Source organism: Nocardia sp. NBC_01388, from assembly GCF_045040085.1.
In the GTDB taxonomy this organism is placed as follows: Bacteria; Actinomycetota; Actinomycetes; order Mycobacteriales; family Mycobacteriaceae; genus Nocardia.
The window spans coordinates 2114815-2129539 of record NZ_CP109553.1; the positions used below are offsets into that span (position 1 = coordinate 2114815).

At 65.1% G+C, this 14725-nt stretch carries 17 protein-coding genes; 12 read left to right on the forward strand and 5 right to left on the reverse strand.

Annotation, left to right across the window (positions count from 1 at the left end):
* The first annotated feature begins 75 nt into the window (after nt 1-75).
* Together OG716_RS09830 and OG716_RS09835 are read left to right on the forward strand one after the other, a co-directional pair.
* On the forward strand, nt 76-576 hold the full coding sequence (locus OG716_RS09830) for a VC0807 family protein (protein ID WP_405137326.1): 501 nt from the start codon (nt 76-78) through the stop codon (nt 574-576).
* 158 nt (nt 577-734) lie between these two features.
* Entirely contained in the window at nt 735-1166 is a 432-nt protein-coding gene (locus tag OG716_RS09835) for a response regulator transcription factor (RefSeq protein ID WP_405137327.1), read from the forward strand.
* Between the two features lie 428 nt (nt 1167-1594).
* Here the strand turns inward: OG716_RS09835 and OG716_RS09840 are convergent, their stop codons facing one another.
* The gene (locus OG716_RS09840) at nt 1595-2221 is read right to left on the reverse strand and encodes a cytochrome b/b6 domain-containing protein (protein ID WP_405137328.1); all 627 of its coding nucleotides are present in this window, start codon (nt 2219-2221) and stop codon (nt 1595-1597) included.
* Nucleotides 2205-2939: a molybdopterin-dependent oxidoreductase gene (locus OG716_RS09845; protein ID WP_405137329.1), complete on the reverse strand. Its 735-nt coding sequence runs from the start codon at nt 2937-2939 to the stop codon at nt 2205-2207. Before OG716_RS09845 ends, OG716_RS09840 begins: the two co-directional genes overlap by 17 nt.
* A gap of 101 nt (nt 2940-3040) precedes the next feature.
* Here OG716_RS09845 and OG716_RS09850 point away from each other — a divergent pair, with 101 nt between their 5' ends.
* Nucleotides 3041-3223: a hypothetical protein gene (locus OG716_RS09850; protein WP_327139547.1), complete on the forward strand. Its 183-nt coding sequence runs from the start codon at nt 3041-3043 to the stop codon at nt 3221-3223.
* A gap of 78 nt (nt 3224-3301) precedes the next feature.
* Here the strand turns inward: OG716_RS09850 and OG716_RS09855 are convergent, their stop codons facing one another.
* The 3 genes from OG716_RS09855 to OG716_RS09865 all read right to left on the reverse strand — a co-directional run bounded on the left by OG716_RS09855 (nt 3302) and on the right by OG716_RS09865 (nt 6132).
* The gene (locus tag OG716_RS09855; protein WP_405137330.1) at nt 3302-4120 is read right to left on the reverse strand and encodes an SDR family oxidoreductase; all 819 of its coding nucleotides are present in this window, start codon (nt 4118-4120) and stop codon (nt 3302-3304) included.
* Nucleotides 4117-4950, reverse strand: coding sequence for a DUF4389 domain-containing protein (locus OG716_RS09860; RefSeq protein WP_405137331.1), 834 nt, complete (start codon nt 4948-4950; stop codon nt 4117-4119). The genes OG716_RS09855 and OG716_RS09860 overlap by 4 nt, the downstream gene beginning before the upstream one ends.
* Nucleotides 4951-5070: 120 nt before the next feature.
* A complete protein-coding gene (locus OG716_RS09865; protein WP_327139544.1) occupies nt 5071-6132 on the reverse strand; it encodes an AraC family transcriptional regulator in 1062 nt (353 codons plus the stop codon).
* 163 nt (nt 6133-6295) lie between these two features.
* On the opposite strand from OG716_RS09865, the gene OG716_RS09870 reads away from it, so the two are divergent.
* The 9 genes from OG716_RS09870 (at nt 6296) to OG716_RS09910 (ending at nt 14588) form a co-directional block, all read left to right on the forward strand.
* On the forward strand, nt 6296-6736 hold the full coding sequence (locus tag OG716_RS09870; RefSeq protein WP_405137332.1) for a T6SS immunity protein Tdi1 domain-containing protein: 441 nt from the start codon (nt 6296-6298) through the stop codon (nt 6734-6736).
* 43 nt (nt 6737-6779) lie between these two features.
* Complete coding sequence (locus OG716_RS09875) at nt 6780-7379, forward strand: chemotaxis protein CheB (protein WP_405137333.1); 600 nt, start codon at nt 6780-6782, stop codon at nt 7377-7379.
* On the forward strand, nt 7379-9241 hold the full coding sequence (locus OG716_RS09880) for a CheR family methyltransferase (protein ID WP_405137334.1): 1863 nt from the start codon (nt 7379-7381) through the stop codon (nt 9239-9241). The genes OG716_RS09875 and OG716_RS09880 overlap by 1 nt, the downstream gene beginning before the upstream one ends.
* Before the next feature lie 24 nt (nt 9242-9265).
* Nucleotides 9266-10132, forward strand: a complete 867-nt coding sequence (locus OG716_RS09885) for an ANTAR domain-containing protein (protein WP_405137335.1) — start codon at nt 9266-9268, stop codon at nt 10130-10132.
* A 9-nt stretch (nt 10133-10141) separates the two neighbouring features.
* Nucleotides 10142-10867 (forward strand): ANTAR domain-containing protein, encoded by a 726-nt coding sequence (locus tag OG716_RS09890; RefSeq protein WP_405137336.1) that lies wholly within the window; start codon nt 10142-10144, stop codon nt 10865-10867.
* Between the two features lie 209 nt (nt 10868-11076).
* A complete protein-coding gene (locus tag OG716_RS09895; RefSeq protein ID WP_405137337.1) occupies nt 11077-11892 on the forward strand; it encodes a hypothetical protein in 816 nt (271 codons plus the stop codon).
* Between the two features lie 65 nt (nt 11893-11957).
* Nucleotides 11958-12401 (forward strand): hypothetical protein, encoded by a 444-nt coding sequence (locus OG716_RS09900; protein WP_405137338.1) that lies wholly within the window; start codon nt 11958-11960, stop codon nt 12399-12401.
* Nucleotides 12334-12933: a DUF1152 domain-containing protein gene (locus OG716_RS09905; RefSeq protein ID WP_405137339.1), complete on the forward strand. Its 600-nt coding sequence runs from the start codon at nt 12334-12336 to the stop codon at nt 12931-12933. The genes OG716_RS09900 and OG716_RS09905 overlap by 68 nt, the downstream gene beginning before the upstream one ends.
* 146 nt (nt 12934-13079) lie before the next feature.
* Nucleotides 13080-14588, forward strand: coding sequence for a DUF222 domain-containing protein (locus OG716_RS09910; protein WP_405137340.1), 1509 nt, complete (start codon nt 13080-13082; stop codon nt 14586-14588).
* The last annotated feature ends 137 nt before the right edge of the window (nt 14589-14725 follow it).

Consider the following 14725-nt stretch of genomic DNA (forward strand, 5'->3'; position numbering starts at 1 on the left):
GCCCGCATCGCTTTCGGCATCGGCTCTGGTGATTCGGGCCCAAGGCTGTTGTGTCATAGCGGTAACGGCACCGTCGTGGCGGGCCTGCGGATGGTCTGGGTAGCGCTGCGCCAGCGGACCCTCGACCCCTTCGCCCTGTTCCTGCTCGCCCTGTTCGGTGCGGGTCTCGTGCTGAGCTTCACCACCGGTGATCCCCGCTTCATTCTCGCCAAGGACTCCTCCGGATCCTTGACGGCAGGCGTGGTCCTGGTCGGCAGTTGCCTCATCGATCGCCCGCTCGCCTATTACGCCGCACAGCGTTTCGCTCGTGCGGGCGGCGCCGCGCAGCAGGAGGAATTCCGCTCCATCGCGAGTACCGCCGCCATGCGCGCCCGCTGGTTCCGGGTCTCGCCGGTGTGGGGCATCGCCCTGCCGATCGATGCCTCGCTGCGGATCGCTGCCATCTATGTGCTGCCGATCAATATGGCGGCCAACGTGTCTCAGATCCTCATGGTCACGGTCTTCGGCCTGCTGATCACCAGGACCCTGCGCTCGACCCGAAAGCCGCAGCCAGCGGCCCGGACCGTGACCGCATAGCGATGAGTGTGAGATCCCCGCGAATTAACGCGGGGTTAGCTCACATTTCTATTGCTGAATGGTTGCAGACGGGTATAGCGTCAAGGTCCGTTGGTCGTGCTGGCAATTCAACATGACACGGGTCGCGGGTCGGGGATCCCGTAGGCGAAGGAACTGCCATGAACCAATATCCGCCAGCGGTATCTCGGACGGCACTACCGCCCGTTCCCCTCGGCCGAAGTAATTCCGAGCTCGTCAAGGTGCTCATCGTGGAGAACGATCCCGCGGTGGCCGAAATGGCGGCCATCGTCCTGGCGAAGGCGGGATACGACGCCATGCCGGCCGCCACCGGTGGACAGGCGCTGATCACGACCGACAGCTGGCATCCAGACCTGGTTCTGGTCGACCTCGCCCTTCCCGATCTGCGGGGTTCGGAGATCTGCCTGCAGTTGCGCCGGCACACGGTGGTGCCGATTGTTGTCCTCGCCGACGAAAACGATCCGGACTTCATCGAACTGGTGATGGCGGCCGGCGCCACCGACTATCTGCTGAAGCCATTCCGCACCGGCGAGTTGCTCACTCGAATTCACACACGCCTCACCGGCCTCTGACGTAATTCATTCCGCGATCAGGCCACGGCGGTTGCGGAGGGCGTGATCGGCGGCGGTGAAGAGGCGGTCGATGACAATGCCGATGGTGACGATCACGATCATGGTCGCGAGCATTTCCACGGAATCGTTCGCCTGTCCGGCGTATTCGAGCCGCACCCCGAACGAGGCGTGATGGCCATGCGCGGCAATGTGGCGGTCGGCATGATGGAATGCCCGCCGCTGACCCTGGACATGGCAAAGCTGTTGCGCGACTCCTGCACCGCACCGTAGCCCTGGTCTACCGTCAGGACGGCCCCCAACCCCCTTCCGCCCGAGCGTTTTTCGACCTCGCCGCCGGCCTGCTCCCAGCACCCGCCACCGCCGAAATCAACAGCTGAACTTGAATTGCGTTTCGGAGCAGCGGAATAGACGGCCGGCGCGCCGGACCGCTACGGCTGCGCGTCGTTCTCAGCCGCCCACAGCTCATGTTCGTGCGTGGCCCAGGACTCGGACACTTTCCCGGTGAGCATGCCGCGCATGGCTTCTCGATCCCGCAGTGCGTACATGAGGTGGCCCACCACCAGGATTCCGAAGGCCAGTGCGAACCAGTCGTGCATCAGGGTCGCGCCGGTGCGCCAGGCCAGCCGGGTCCAGTCCGGGAAGTACATGACGATGCCGGTGCCGAGCAGGACGAAAATCGAGCCGGCGCTCAGTGCCGCGTTGAGTTTCTGTCCCGCATTGAATTTCCCGACCTCCGCACCCGTCAGGCGGCGGCGTTTGGAACGGAACCACAACCAGTCGGCCTTGGTGAAACGATTGAGCCGGGACAGGTCCGCGCGATAGGCCCGTGATACCAGACCCAGCAGGATCGGTACCGGAAGCGCGAATCCGCAATAGACGTGGATGATTTCGACGGTGTGCCGGTTGCCGACCATTACCGCGAGCGAACCGTTGTAGAGGATCGCGGCGGTGAGAATGCAGATGATGACGAGCACTCCGGTCGCCCAGTGCACCCAGCGTTCGGCACGGCCGAACCGGTGCAGGTCGCGCTCGGCCGCGTCAGCTGGTCGGGTCATCATTACGTCCGTTCGACTGCCCGACCCAGCCGTCGATCGAGTAACCCCGGTGCTCCCAGTAGCCCGGAACCACCTCACTGGTCAGCTCGATCCCGGAAAGCCATTTGCAGCTCTTGTAGCCGTACATCGGCGCGACGTACAGGCGTACCGGTCCGCCGTGATTATGGGTGACCGGCCCGTCGATCATCTCCAGTGCGACAAGAACATCGGCGCGCCGCGCCTGCGCGAGGGTGAGGCTCTCGGAATAGGTCCCGTCGAAGGAGGTGAACCGCACCGCCGTCGCCGCGCTGTTCACCCCGGCGTCGTCGAGCAGATCCGAGAGCCGGACGCCGCTCCAGTGCACCTCGGGCACGCGCCAGCCGGTCACGCATTGGAAATCGCGGACCAGGTTCGTCTGTGGCATGGCCTGGAGATCGGCGAGGGTGTGGGTGCGCTTGTTGTCGACCAGGCCGGTGATATCGAGCCGGTAATTGCTCGCATCGCGCTTGGGAGCGCCGCTGGTGACCGAGTAGAAGCGAAAGGTATTGCCCACCGGCAGCAGTCCGACCAGACCGGTCGGATCACGGATGCCGATCGGCCCGAGCACCGCCTCCAGACCCTTCTGGAGCTGGGCGCCGCCGAGCACACCCGCCGCACCCGCCGCGAGCAGCCCGAGCACCACGCGACGCCCGACCGGCGCGCCCGGGCGATCTTGCGCGGAAGGCTTTTCTGCTGGCACACCTCCACTATCCACCGATAGTCACCGCGCCCGCGCATCCGGTGGCGGTTAGTGTGGAATCAGAATTCGCCGCCCCTCGCGGTGCAACCGAAAGGCAGCTCATGCGCAGCCCCATTCTCGTAGCGCTCGGCGTCATCATCGGATTGGCCGGCCTGCTCTGGTCGTTGCAGGGCTTCGGCGTCGTCTCGGGCAGCCCGATGAGCAATACCGTCACCTGGTCCATCATCGGCCCGGTCGTCTTCATCGCCGGGATTCTCCTCGCGGTGCGTGGTTATCGCCGCTAGCCGAACAGCACTCGCTACGACAACAGACAGCAGAGCAGGGTGCCCACACCGTGGGCACCCTGCTCTGTCGCACCTACGTCAGTTGCCTTGTGCGGCAGCCGAAACCGGCTGCCACTTGCGCCACAGCGCCAGCCGCGACTCGTAGTCGGCGGTGGCGATGGCCAGCGGGACCTCGCCGAGGAAGATGCGCAGCGGCGGCTCGTCCGCATCGACCACGGCCAGAATCGCGGCGCCGGTGGCGGTCGGATCACCGCTGGGCATGCCGGAACGCTGCGAGGCCCGGGCCGCGCGGGCCGCATCGTAGGCCGGATTCGGGGTGGCGTGCTTGGACGACGGACCGGACCAGTCGGTGCCGAAACCGCCGGGTTCGATGAGCGTCACATGAATGCCGAACGGCGCGACTTCCTGTGCGAGGGACTGCGAGAACCCTTCGAGCGCCCACTTCGACGCGTGGTACGCGCCGAGGTTCTGGAAGGCGGAGATGCCGCCGATGCTGGAGACCTGCAGGATGTGCCCGCTGCCCTGCGCCCGCAGGATCGGCACGGCCGCCTGCGTGACCCAGAGCGCGCCGAAGACATTGGTTTCGAACTGCGCCCGCAGTTCGTCCTCGGTGAGCTCCTCGATCATGCCGAACTGTCCGTATCCGGCATTGTTGACAACCACGTCCAGCCGCCCGAACCGCTCGGCAGCCTGCTGTACCGCGGCGAAGTCGCCGTCGCGGTCGGTGACATCCAGCCGGATCGGCAGGAAGGTATCGGGATATTTGCCGACGATATCGTCGAGCGTGCTCAGATCGCGCGCGGTGCCCGCGACGCTGTCGCCTCGCTCCAATGCCGCGAGTGCCCACTCGCGGCCGAATCCTCGTGAGACTCCGGTGATGAACCAAACTTTGCTCATGCGATCACGGTAGTGACCTGGAGTGCACTCCAAGCAAGTGAATCGATGTCATCGTCGGAACTGCTGCCGCCCACCACGTTCTCCAGCAGACCCGCCACAATGCCGAGGATGAGCATGAGGATCAGCAGCACCTGACCGCCCTGTGAGAGCAGCAGCGGCCGCGTCGGCGACTGCGGCACCGGCTCGATCCACGGCGCACCGGGCATGGCGACCGGCAGCGGCCGCTGATCGCCGAAGATGCCCTTCAGGTACGCGGGCGTCAGCAGATAGGTGTAGGCCTGCGTCCGAATCTGGGTGCGCAGCACCGCCGCGACGGCCTCGAACACCGAGCGCGGCATGCGGCCGGTGATGAGCACGATCAGCCACAGCACGATCGCGATGATCGCCCAGCCGGTCATGAGCCAGCTGGCGAACACCAGAATCGGGAAGGCCAGCACCAGCCGGAACAGCACCGCCACCCGATTCAGCGGTGTCGGCGCCGGGAACAGCACGCGCACCGGATAGTCCGCCGGGTTCCAGGCGAACGGCGGGTAGGCGTCGACCAGCAGCATCGAATACGCCGATACCCGTGTGGTGTAGGCGAAATAGCCGCGCAGATAGTCACCGCACCAGTCCGGCAGGCGCCCGGTCGCCAGTGCGGCGAACCAGCCGCACACCACCACGAAGAATGCTGCGATACTGAGGAACCACAGCACGATCGCCTGCGGAATCACCAGCAGCGCGCGCAGCAGTACGGTCCAGCGGCGATGCTGTTCGGGCGGAAAGATATCCAGTTCGACCAGGGTCTCACCAGGGGCAGGCCAGGTTTCGCCGGGCCAGGTCTCGCTCATGGTCATCACGCTCGCTTTCACGGTCGAGCAGCGGTCAGGTGAGCGAAATGTAACTCGGAGTGTGCTGATCGACCGGTAACCGCGCCGCCATGGCCGAGCCTGCGGTGCCGTGGATTCGGCTCAGGTGGGTGGCCGCCAGCTCTGATCGCCGACGGCGCGCAGTCGCGGGGTGCGGCTCTGCCGGGCGTACTGGCCCGGTGTCTGACCTTTCCAGGCGCGAAAGGCCGAGCCGAATGCGGACACGCTCGCATAGCCGAGCCGGCACGCCACACTCTCGACAGTCAGTCCGGCAGTGAGCAATTCCTCGGCGAGCAGGCCGACGGTCTCGCCGCTCAACTCCCGGAATGTCGTCCCGTCGTCGGCCAGGCGACGCCGCAGGGTGCGCACGCTGAGGCCCAGATCGGCTGCGATATCGGACTGATCGGCCATCCCCTGCCGATGAATGAGCAGTTCCCGGACCTGCCCGCTGATTCCGCCGCGTTGCTGCCGCTGCTGCACGATCTGCGCGCACTGCTCCTCGAAGATCTTCATACTGGCCGGATTCGCCTGCGGCAGTTTCAGTTCCAGTGACGACGCTTGCAGCGTCAATACAAGCTTCGGCGCGCCGAAAGTCATATCGGAGACGCCGAGCATGGCGAACACCGTCTCGTACATGGGATGTCGCTCCAGCGGGACCTCCAGCCGGACGGCGGGCAGTCGCATCGGCAGCAGATCCTGCTGGACCGTGCCGATCGCTACCAGATCACGCTCCAGCGCGAACCGCCTGATACCGGGCGGCACCATACTGTCGTCCCGGAGGATCGCGACGTCGGCGCCGCGTTTGTCCAGGCGGTGCAGGGCGGCGGTGAAGGACAGGTCGACGTAGCGCAGCCCGATCTCCAAGGCGTGGCGCAGATTCGGACTGGTGCTGATCGCAAAGCCCCAGATGCCGAGACTTGTTGGATGGCACTGCATTCCGGCCAGCAGCCCGAGTCCCGGCTCGTCATCGGTCCCGGCGAGGATATTGGCCATCAACTCGAACTCCTGCTCGAGCTCGATCTCCGCCGCCGGTTCGGTCAGATCGCTCTCCTTGATGCCGGTGTGCACCAGCATGGAGTCCATCGTCAACCCTCGGCCGGCCCCGAACTCGACCAGTAGAGCCGCGTTATTGATGGAGCGCAACCGCCCAAGCTCGCCCGACATCTCGTCATCTTCGCAAACATGCGGCATACATTTCCGCAAAATCCCCAGGTAGTTACAACGCTGACGCGACAGCGACTCCGTGTGGCTCGCAGGGCCCGATTCCCCGCGGGCGCGGAACAGGCCGGATCGGGTGGGCGGTGCCGACTCTGGTTGGATGGGGCCAGTGACAAGTGTCCCCTTCCAGTTGGTCGGCCCCTACCGCTTCGAGCAGGTGATGCCGGCGTGGGCGCCGCACTTCCCCCGGTTCGACACCGTGGTGGGCTACTCGGACCTCGGTCACGCCTTTCTGATGAGCACGCGCACCGGTGAGTACGCGGTGCTCGATCCGTACAGTCCCGGCACCAAGGGCTACGGCGCCTTCTCGGACGTGACCGCGTTCATCGACCGAGTGCTCTTCGATCCGGACTTTCTCACCTATGTATTGCAGCCACAGCATGTTTCGGCAATTCGCCGGCGGCTGGGCCCGCTCGCGGAGGACGAGGTCTACATCGCCACCCCGTATCCGTTCCTCGGCGGTTCCGAGGATCCGGATTCCTATGACAGGGGCGGCGTGTGGGTGTTTTTCGATCTCGTAGCCCAGGCGCACGGGTTCGAGAGCGACTGAACGGCCCGGACCTGGAGCCGGAAAACCGGGCTAGGCTCGAAGTATGACGTCCGGACGGTATCCCTCGGAGCAGTTCGACGTGGTGGCGGTGGCCTCGTCCGCAGGGGGCGTCACCGCGCTCGGCGTACTGCTCGGTGCGCTCGGCCCCGCCCTTCGGGTGCCGATATTCGTTGTGCAGCATCTGGATCCGCGACACCGGACGGTGCTCGCCCAAGTCCTGGCGCGCAGAACCGAACTCGATGTCAAACTCGCCGAGACCGGTGAGCGCGCCGTCGCGGGTACCGTCTATCTGGCTCCGCCCGACCGGCATCTGCTGGTCGGCGCCGGGGGCGTCGTCACGCTGTCGAGCAGCGAGCTGGTTCACTTTCTGCGTCCCTCAGCCGATTTGCTCTTCGAGTCGATCGCGGGCGCCTACGGGGCACGGGCCATTGCCTGTGTGCTGACCGGAACCGGTAGCGACGGAGCCATGGGGGTGGAGGCGGTAAAGTCGCGCGGCGGCACCGTCATTGCCGAGGATCCGGCCACCGCGGAATTCACCGGCATGCCCAAGGCCGCGGTGAGCACCGGTTGCGTCGACTTCGTGCTACCTCTTGACGAGATCGCGGCCGTGATTCGCGAACTCGTCGACTCAGAGAGGAAGTAATGACCGAACCGGCTGGTGCGGAACTCGATCAGGAGCTCGAGGATCTGCTCGGCTTTATTCGTGATGCGCGTGGGTTCGACTTCACGGGTTACAAGCGCTCCACCCTCAGTCGCCGCATTCGCAAACGAATGGGTGAGGTTGCGGTGCTGACCTACCCGGACTACCGCGACCGGCTCGAGGCCGATGCGGACGAGTTCCGGACCCTGTTCAATACGATCCTGATCAATGTCACTGCCGTGTTCCGCGATCCGGACGCCTGGACGCTGCTGCAGCGTGAGGTGGTGCCCGAGGTGCTCGCCTCCGTCGCGCCCGAGTCCGACATCAGGGTGTGGAGTGCGGGCTGTTCGAGCGGTGAAGAGGCGTACTCGCTCGTCATGATGTTCGCGGAGGCGCTCGGTATCGACGAATGCATGAACCGCGTCAAGGTCTATGCCACCGATGTGGACGAGGAAGCGCTGCGGGAAGCGCGGGCGGGCTTGTATCCGGCGAAGTCGCTCGAGGCGCTGTCTCCGGAGTTCCGCGAGAAGTACTTCGAACCGAGCGGTGCCCAATTCGTCTTCCGCCCCGATCTGCGGCGGAGGGTGATCTTCGGCCGCCACGACATCACGCACGATGCGCCGATCTCCCGGCTCGACCTGCTGGTGTGCCGCAATACCGTGATGTACTTCAATGTCGAGGCGCAGAGCCAGATTATCGACCGCTTCCATTTCGCCCTGCGAGAGGGCGGGTACCTGTTCCTCGGTAAGGCCGAAATGCTGCTGAGCGACAGCGAGCGTTTCGAAGCGATCAGTATCCGCCAGCGCATCTTCCGCCGCCGCCCGGGCGGCGGCCGGCCGTATGCTCCGTCCCAGATGAAGATCCGGCCGGGCGTCGGCGCGGAAATCCAGGCGGCCACACGCATGCGCCAGTTGCGTGAGCTCATACTCGACGCGGCTCCCGGCGCAGGTATCGCGCTGGACGCGGACGGGTCCGTCGTCATGATCAACAATCAGGCGCGATCCCAGTTCGGCATCTCGATGAACGATATAGGCCGTCCCTTCCAGGACCTCGAATTGTCTTATCGGCCTACGGAACTGCGTTCGCTCATCGACCAGGCCACGCATGAGCGCCGGACGCTGCGCGTTAATGCGGCTGAACGCCGTCTCGGTGAGGACGTGCAGTATTTCGACATTCTCATCCAGCCGATCTCGCAGGGACCCGGTCTTCCGGTCGTCATCAATATCACCTTTTCCGATGTCACCCTGGCAACACGGCTCAAGGACGAGGTGAAACGAGTCCGGGAAGATCTCGAGACCGCCTATGAGGAACTTCAGTCGACCAATGAGGAGCTGGAGACCACCAACGAGGAACTGCAATCCAGCATCGAGGAGCTGGAGACCACCAACGAGGAACTGCAATCCACGAACGAGGAGCTGGAGACCACCAACGAGGAACTCCAGTCCGGCAATGAAGAGCTCGAAACCATGAACGACGAGATGCAGCTCCGCACAATGGATCTCGACGAGGCGCGTGCTTTCCTGGAAGGCGTGATGAGCAGTATCGCGGCCGGGGTCGTCGTGCTCTCCGCGGATATGAAGGTGCGCAGCTGGAATCGCGGTGCGAGCGAACTGTGGGGCCTGCGCGCCGACGAGGCGCTCGACGAGCCTTTCTTCTCGTTGAGCTTCGGATTGCCCACCACTGAACTGCACGACACCATTCAGGAGTGCATCGCTTCCGGCAAACAGGCGGGTGCGCTCATCGTCCCGTCGGTGAATCGCATCGGACGCACCATCCAGTGCTCGGTGACCTGTTCTCCGTTTGCCGGGCACAAGGGTGGCGTTGTGCTGTTGATGGAGGACATCGCAAACGGCGCCGTCAGCTGAGGCCGAGAGTCGTATGCTATGACCATGACCGCATCGAGCAGCGGTTCGGAATCGATTGCCGCACAGGTAGCCACCGCGTGGCTGAATGTCACACGGGCTCGGGAACGCGCCGCGCGACAGCAGGTATCGGCCGAGCGGCACGAACGTCTCGCCGCCGAAACGGGTCGGCAGTTCCACCTGAACATGGCTGATATGCACCACCGGATGACGGCCCGCCATCTTGCGGCTGCGCGCCTGCAGGAGTCCTACGCTCGCCGCGTGACAGCATGGCTGGTGGATCGCGGCACTCGTCCCCCGGTGTTCATGGCGGGGGTCGCGGAAGCCTGTGGAGCCCGAAGCGCCGCGCTCACGCTGGTCGGCGCCGATCGGAGTCAGCTCGCGGTTGCCGCATCGAACCAATCCGCGCGCAGTGCACAGGATTTGGAATATGTCCTCGGCGCCGGCCCGGCCGTGGACGCGACGCGCGACCGCCGGCTCGTCGCGGCCGCCGGGCCCGCGATCGAAGAACGCTGGCCCTGTTACGGATCCGCGCTGGCGGCTCTCGGCGTCGCCGCCGTGGTCGCTGTACCGTTGCGGACGCCTGCCGGATCCATCGGTGCGCTAACGGTTTTCGATCCGCAGCCCGGCTGGGCGGAATCCGGGATAATTATCGAGGTGGCCGACGCGCTGTCGGTCGGTGGTGTGCTGCTCGGCCCGGACGGTGACCCTGGGCTGTACGGCGGAGCCGATCACCGGCCGGTGGTGCACCAGGCTGCCGGGCGACTGGCGGAACAGCAGCAGTGTTCGATCAGCGATGCGCTGGCCCTCATCAAGGCCCGTGCGTTCGCTACCGGAGAACCTTTGGAAACCGTCGCACAGCAGATCAATCTCGGAGCCACGAGACTCGAATAAGGGGAAGTCATGACCAGGCCGGATCAGCGGCTGGCCGATGCGTTCGTGTCGTTGGCCGAAACGCTGCGCGACGACTACGACATACCGGCTCTGCTGACCACACTCGCGGACTGCAGTGTCGAAGTACTGGGTGTCGGCGCGGCGTCGGTCATCCTCGACGAGAAATCGGGAGCTCCGGTGAGCGGCGCCTCGGATCCCGAAGTCGCACAATTGGAAACAGAGGCATCCGCCTGGCGGGAAGGCCCCGGCTACGACTGTCGCCGGACCGGTGCGCCGGTGGCCGAGGCTGTGCTCGACGGTCCGATCCCCCGGCAGCGCTGGCGGCGCTACGTCCCTCGGGCGCACACGCTCGGCTATACCCGGGTGGCGGCCGTCCCCCTGCGGACGCGTGAATCACCGGTCGGCGCGCTGGTGCTCTACCGCGACGGTCCGGAGCCGCTGGATCCGGCGGCACTGATTCTCGGTCAATCCCTGGCCGATGCCGCTGCGATCACCCTGCTGCGCGAGCGTGAACTGAACGAGAGTCGCACGCTGAGTGCGCAATTGGAACAAGCCCTGTCCAGCCGTGTTGTCATCGAGCAGGCCAAGGGCATCGTCTCGACCCGAATGGCACTGACCATGGACGAATCGTTCGCCGTGCTGCGCCGGTATGCGCGCAACCATCAGCTATTGCTTTCCACACTCGCGCAGGATGTGGTGGAGGGGCGGGCCCGGATCGGCGAACCGGGCAAATAGTCACCCCGGCCCCTGGGCAGGTCGCTACTACACGACACCGCGCCACCACTGCATGGCGTGATCTGACAAAGCTCTTCGGCTTCATTCTGATGGCAATCGGATTCGCCGTCTGACCGATCCACGGATCTCAGCGTGTTCACAGCGGACTACCGGCAAACTTCGTTTGTCGATCGTCCGTCAGATTCCACGCCGAGAGAGGGCACACACGCATGCCATCCGCGCCCGCGAATGCCGGATACAAACTCCCCCAGGTCACGGCAATATTCTGGGTGCTGAAGATTGCCGCCACGACGCTCGGAGAGACCGGCGGCGATTTGCTCGCACAAACGCTTCACCTCGGATACGCGGCCGCGTCGGTGCTGTTCCTGGCCATATTCGTGGTCAGTCTGGGCGTCCAGTTACGGTCCCGGCACTTCCGGCCCGCCGTGTACTGGACCGTCATCGCGGCCACCAGCACCGCGGGCACCACCATGTCCGACCTGATCAACCGCGGTCCGGGCGACGGTACGGACACCGGCGGCGGTCTCGGTTACGGCGCAGGGGCAGCACTATTGATCAGCGGCCTCGCGGTGGTCTTCCTCGTCTGGCGCGGCAGCGGCCAGACCTTCGACGTCAGCGACATCACGAATCTCCGTGGGGAGACGCTGTATTGGGCCGCGATCCTGCTGTCCAACACCCTGGGCACCTCGCTGGGCGACTACCTGTCCGACAGCTCCGGGCTGGGCTACTGGGGTAGTGCGGCGCTGGTCGCGGTCGTCATGGCAGTCATCCTCGCGGCCCACTACTTCACGAATGTGTCCGGCGTTCTGCTGTTCTGGATGGCCTTCATCCTCACCCGCCCGCTCGGTGCGACCGTCGGCGACCTGTTCTCCAAATCGCATGACAAAGGCGGTCTGGGTTTCGGCACCTACGGCACCACCGCCGTGCTCCTGACAGTGCTCGTCGGCGGAATTGCGTACAGCTACAACACAACCCGTACCAAGACTGTGGAACAGGAATCCGAAACGGTCCCCGGCAAGGTCTGATTTCGACGGGCGGCGGCCGTCCCGCTCGGGAAACCTGCTGGCGCCGTGTCATTACTGTCGCAATGATGGCGGGGGTGACTTCGTATTGCTTGTCCGAGCCGCCGCTGTTCACCCGGCTTCGTGATGCCTCCAGCGTGCTGATCGCCGGGGCGGGTGGCGGATTCGACGTGTACGGGGGAATCCCGCTCGCCGTGGCACTGGAGGGTCTCGGCAAGAAGGTGCATCTCGCAAACCTGTCGTTCAGCGACCTGCGCCGGATCCCGCTCGAAGACTGGCTGCTGCCCGGAGTCGCCGCCGTCAATCCGGAGACCGCCGGCAACGACGACTACTTCCCCGAACGCAGCCTGGCACGCTGGCTGGACAGCGCCGGCCGCGAGGCGATCGTCTACGCATTCTCCAAATCCGGTGTCCAGCCGCTACGTTCGGCGTATTCCGCTCCTGGTGGAGCACCTCGGTGTAGACGCTCTCGTACTGGTGGATGGTGGCACCGACATCCTGCTGCGCGGTGACGAGTCCGGCCTGGGCACCCCGCAGGAGGACATGACCAGCCTCGCCGCCGTCGCCGGACTGCACGGCCTGAACCGCCTGGTGGTATCGGTCGGATTCGGTAGCGACGCCTACCACGGCGTCTGCCACGCCCACGTCCTGGAAAACCTCGCCGCACTACAACGCGAGAACGCCTTCCTCGGCGCACTCTCCATCCCCCTTGCGAGCCCCGAAGCCGCCGCCTACACATCCGCCGTCACTCACGCCCTCACCGAAACCCCTTTACGCCCGACCGTGGTCCACTCCCAAATCGCCGACGCCCCACGCGGCGAATTCGGCAACGTCCACTCCACCACCCGCACCACCGGCACAAAACTATTCGTAAACCCTTTCATGGCAATGTATCTAACCGTCGACCTCCCCGCCCTCGCCCGCACAGTCGAATACCTCCCCCTCCTCGACCCAACCGAGCACCCCTACCAGGTAGCCCAACTAATCGAGGCCCACCTGACATCACGCCCCAAACCCCGCCCCGCCACCACCATCCCCCACTGATAAGAGCCTGAAAGACAAAGACGCATCCTGGACAAGAAGAAGCAAAACAAGAAGAGCTGAAAGATAAAATCCGAGTATTCTGAATAGGCTTATATCACAACGGAATTCGCCTTTCCGGGTCTGATTTCCGGGAGTAGAATAGAGGCATGGAATCAGGGGGAGAATCCGCAATCGCGACCGGTGCAGCCGCACTGGTCGCTGCGGTCGAATCCCTCACTGCTCTGCCTTTGATCCCGTTGCCGGACACCGACATCGTGGCGTTGATGCAGCAGATCGAAACCAGCACTCGCCGGTTGGCGTCGGTGCAACGGGATCTGATCGTGCAAGCGTGTGCGCGGTCGCTGCCCGCTCTCAACGGCTCGGGTAGCCCGGCGTTGTATTTGCAATCGGTGCTGCATATCTCGCACGGGGATGCGATCAACCGGTGGCGTGCCGCGGAGGATCTCGCGGTGTGGCACCGCGTCGGTGACGAGCCCGACCCGGCCCCGGTGCTGCCGTGTTCGGCCCAAGCCCTGGACGAGGGGGCGATTTCGCTCGATCATGTGCGGGTCATCCGGCAGGTGATGAACCGGTTGCCCGGCAAGGTTCCTGCTGAGGCTCGCGCCTACGCCGAGAAGCAACTCGCCTTCCAGGCGCGCGCCCTGGACCCGACACATCTGCCGAGGATCGGGGAGATGATCCTGGGTTTCCTGGACCCCGACGGCAAGCTCACCGAGGACGCGGACCGGCAGAACCAGCGCAGCGCGGTTCTGAGCCCGCAACGCTACGACCTCATGTCCACCCTCACCGTCGAACTCACCCCCGACGCCCGTGCGGCATTCGATGCTGTCATGGCCAAGCTGGCCCGTCCCGGTATGTGCAACCCGGCCGACAAGGAAAGCCCGTGGGCCGAGGACGAGGACAACCCGGTGCCCCGGGATGTGCTGGAGGCGTGCGCGGCCCGGGACGAGCGCAGCAAGGCCCAACGCCAGCACGATGCGTTGCTGGCGGTGTTGCACCCGGACTTCAACCCCGCCAAGCTGGGATCGCACCGTGGGCTGCCGGTCTCCACGATCATGACCATGAGCATCGAGGATGTCGAACGCGCTGCGGGGGTGGCCACCACCGCCACCGGTGGGCAGGTCCCGGTCGAGAACGCCCTCCGGTTGATGGCCCGCCACTGCAAGACGTTCGTGCTCGTGAAGAACAAGAACGGGATGCCGTTGCATATCGGGGAAATCCGGTTGGCGAACCCGGCACAACGGTTGGCGTTGATCGCCACCGAACGCGGCTGCACCCGCCCGGGTTGCAGCGCTCCGGCGAGTATGGCCGCGGCCCATCATGTGACCGAGTTCAGCAAGGGCGGCCCGACCGATATCGAGAACCTGACCTTGGCGTGTGATCACTGCCATGCCTTGGTCAAGGACGGGCCACGTGGGTGGAAGACCATCAAACTCGGTGCGGATTCGGACTTCCCGGGCCGGACCGCGTGGATCGCCCCGGCGCATGTGGACCCGACCCGGACGCCACGGGTCAATCACCTGCACCATCCCGAGGAGTTGTTGACCGAGGTTCCGCCGTCGATGGGCCCTCGCAACTACTGCAATCCGGTGCGCCCGCAACCGGTTCGGGACCGCTCGGTCCGCCGGACCTCCACACCTCCGGCACGACAATAGGTCCCCCGGCCTCTGGTGTCTCCGACAGGTTGTTCCTGTCGGTGCTGGAGGTCGTTGCCGCATCGGCTTTCAGGCCGGTTCGCTCGCCGAACAAGGACAACCCCACCGCGACAACAGGTTTCCCCGCCCCGGACGCG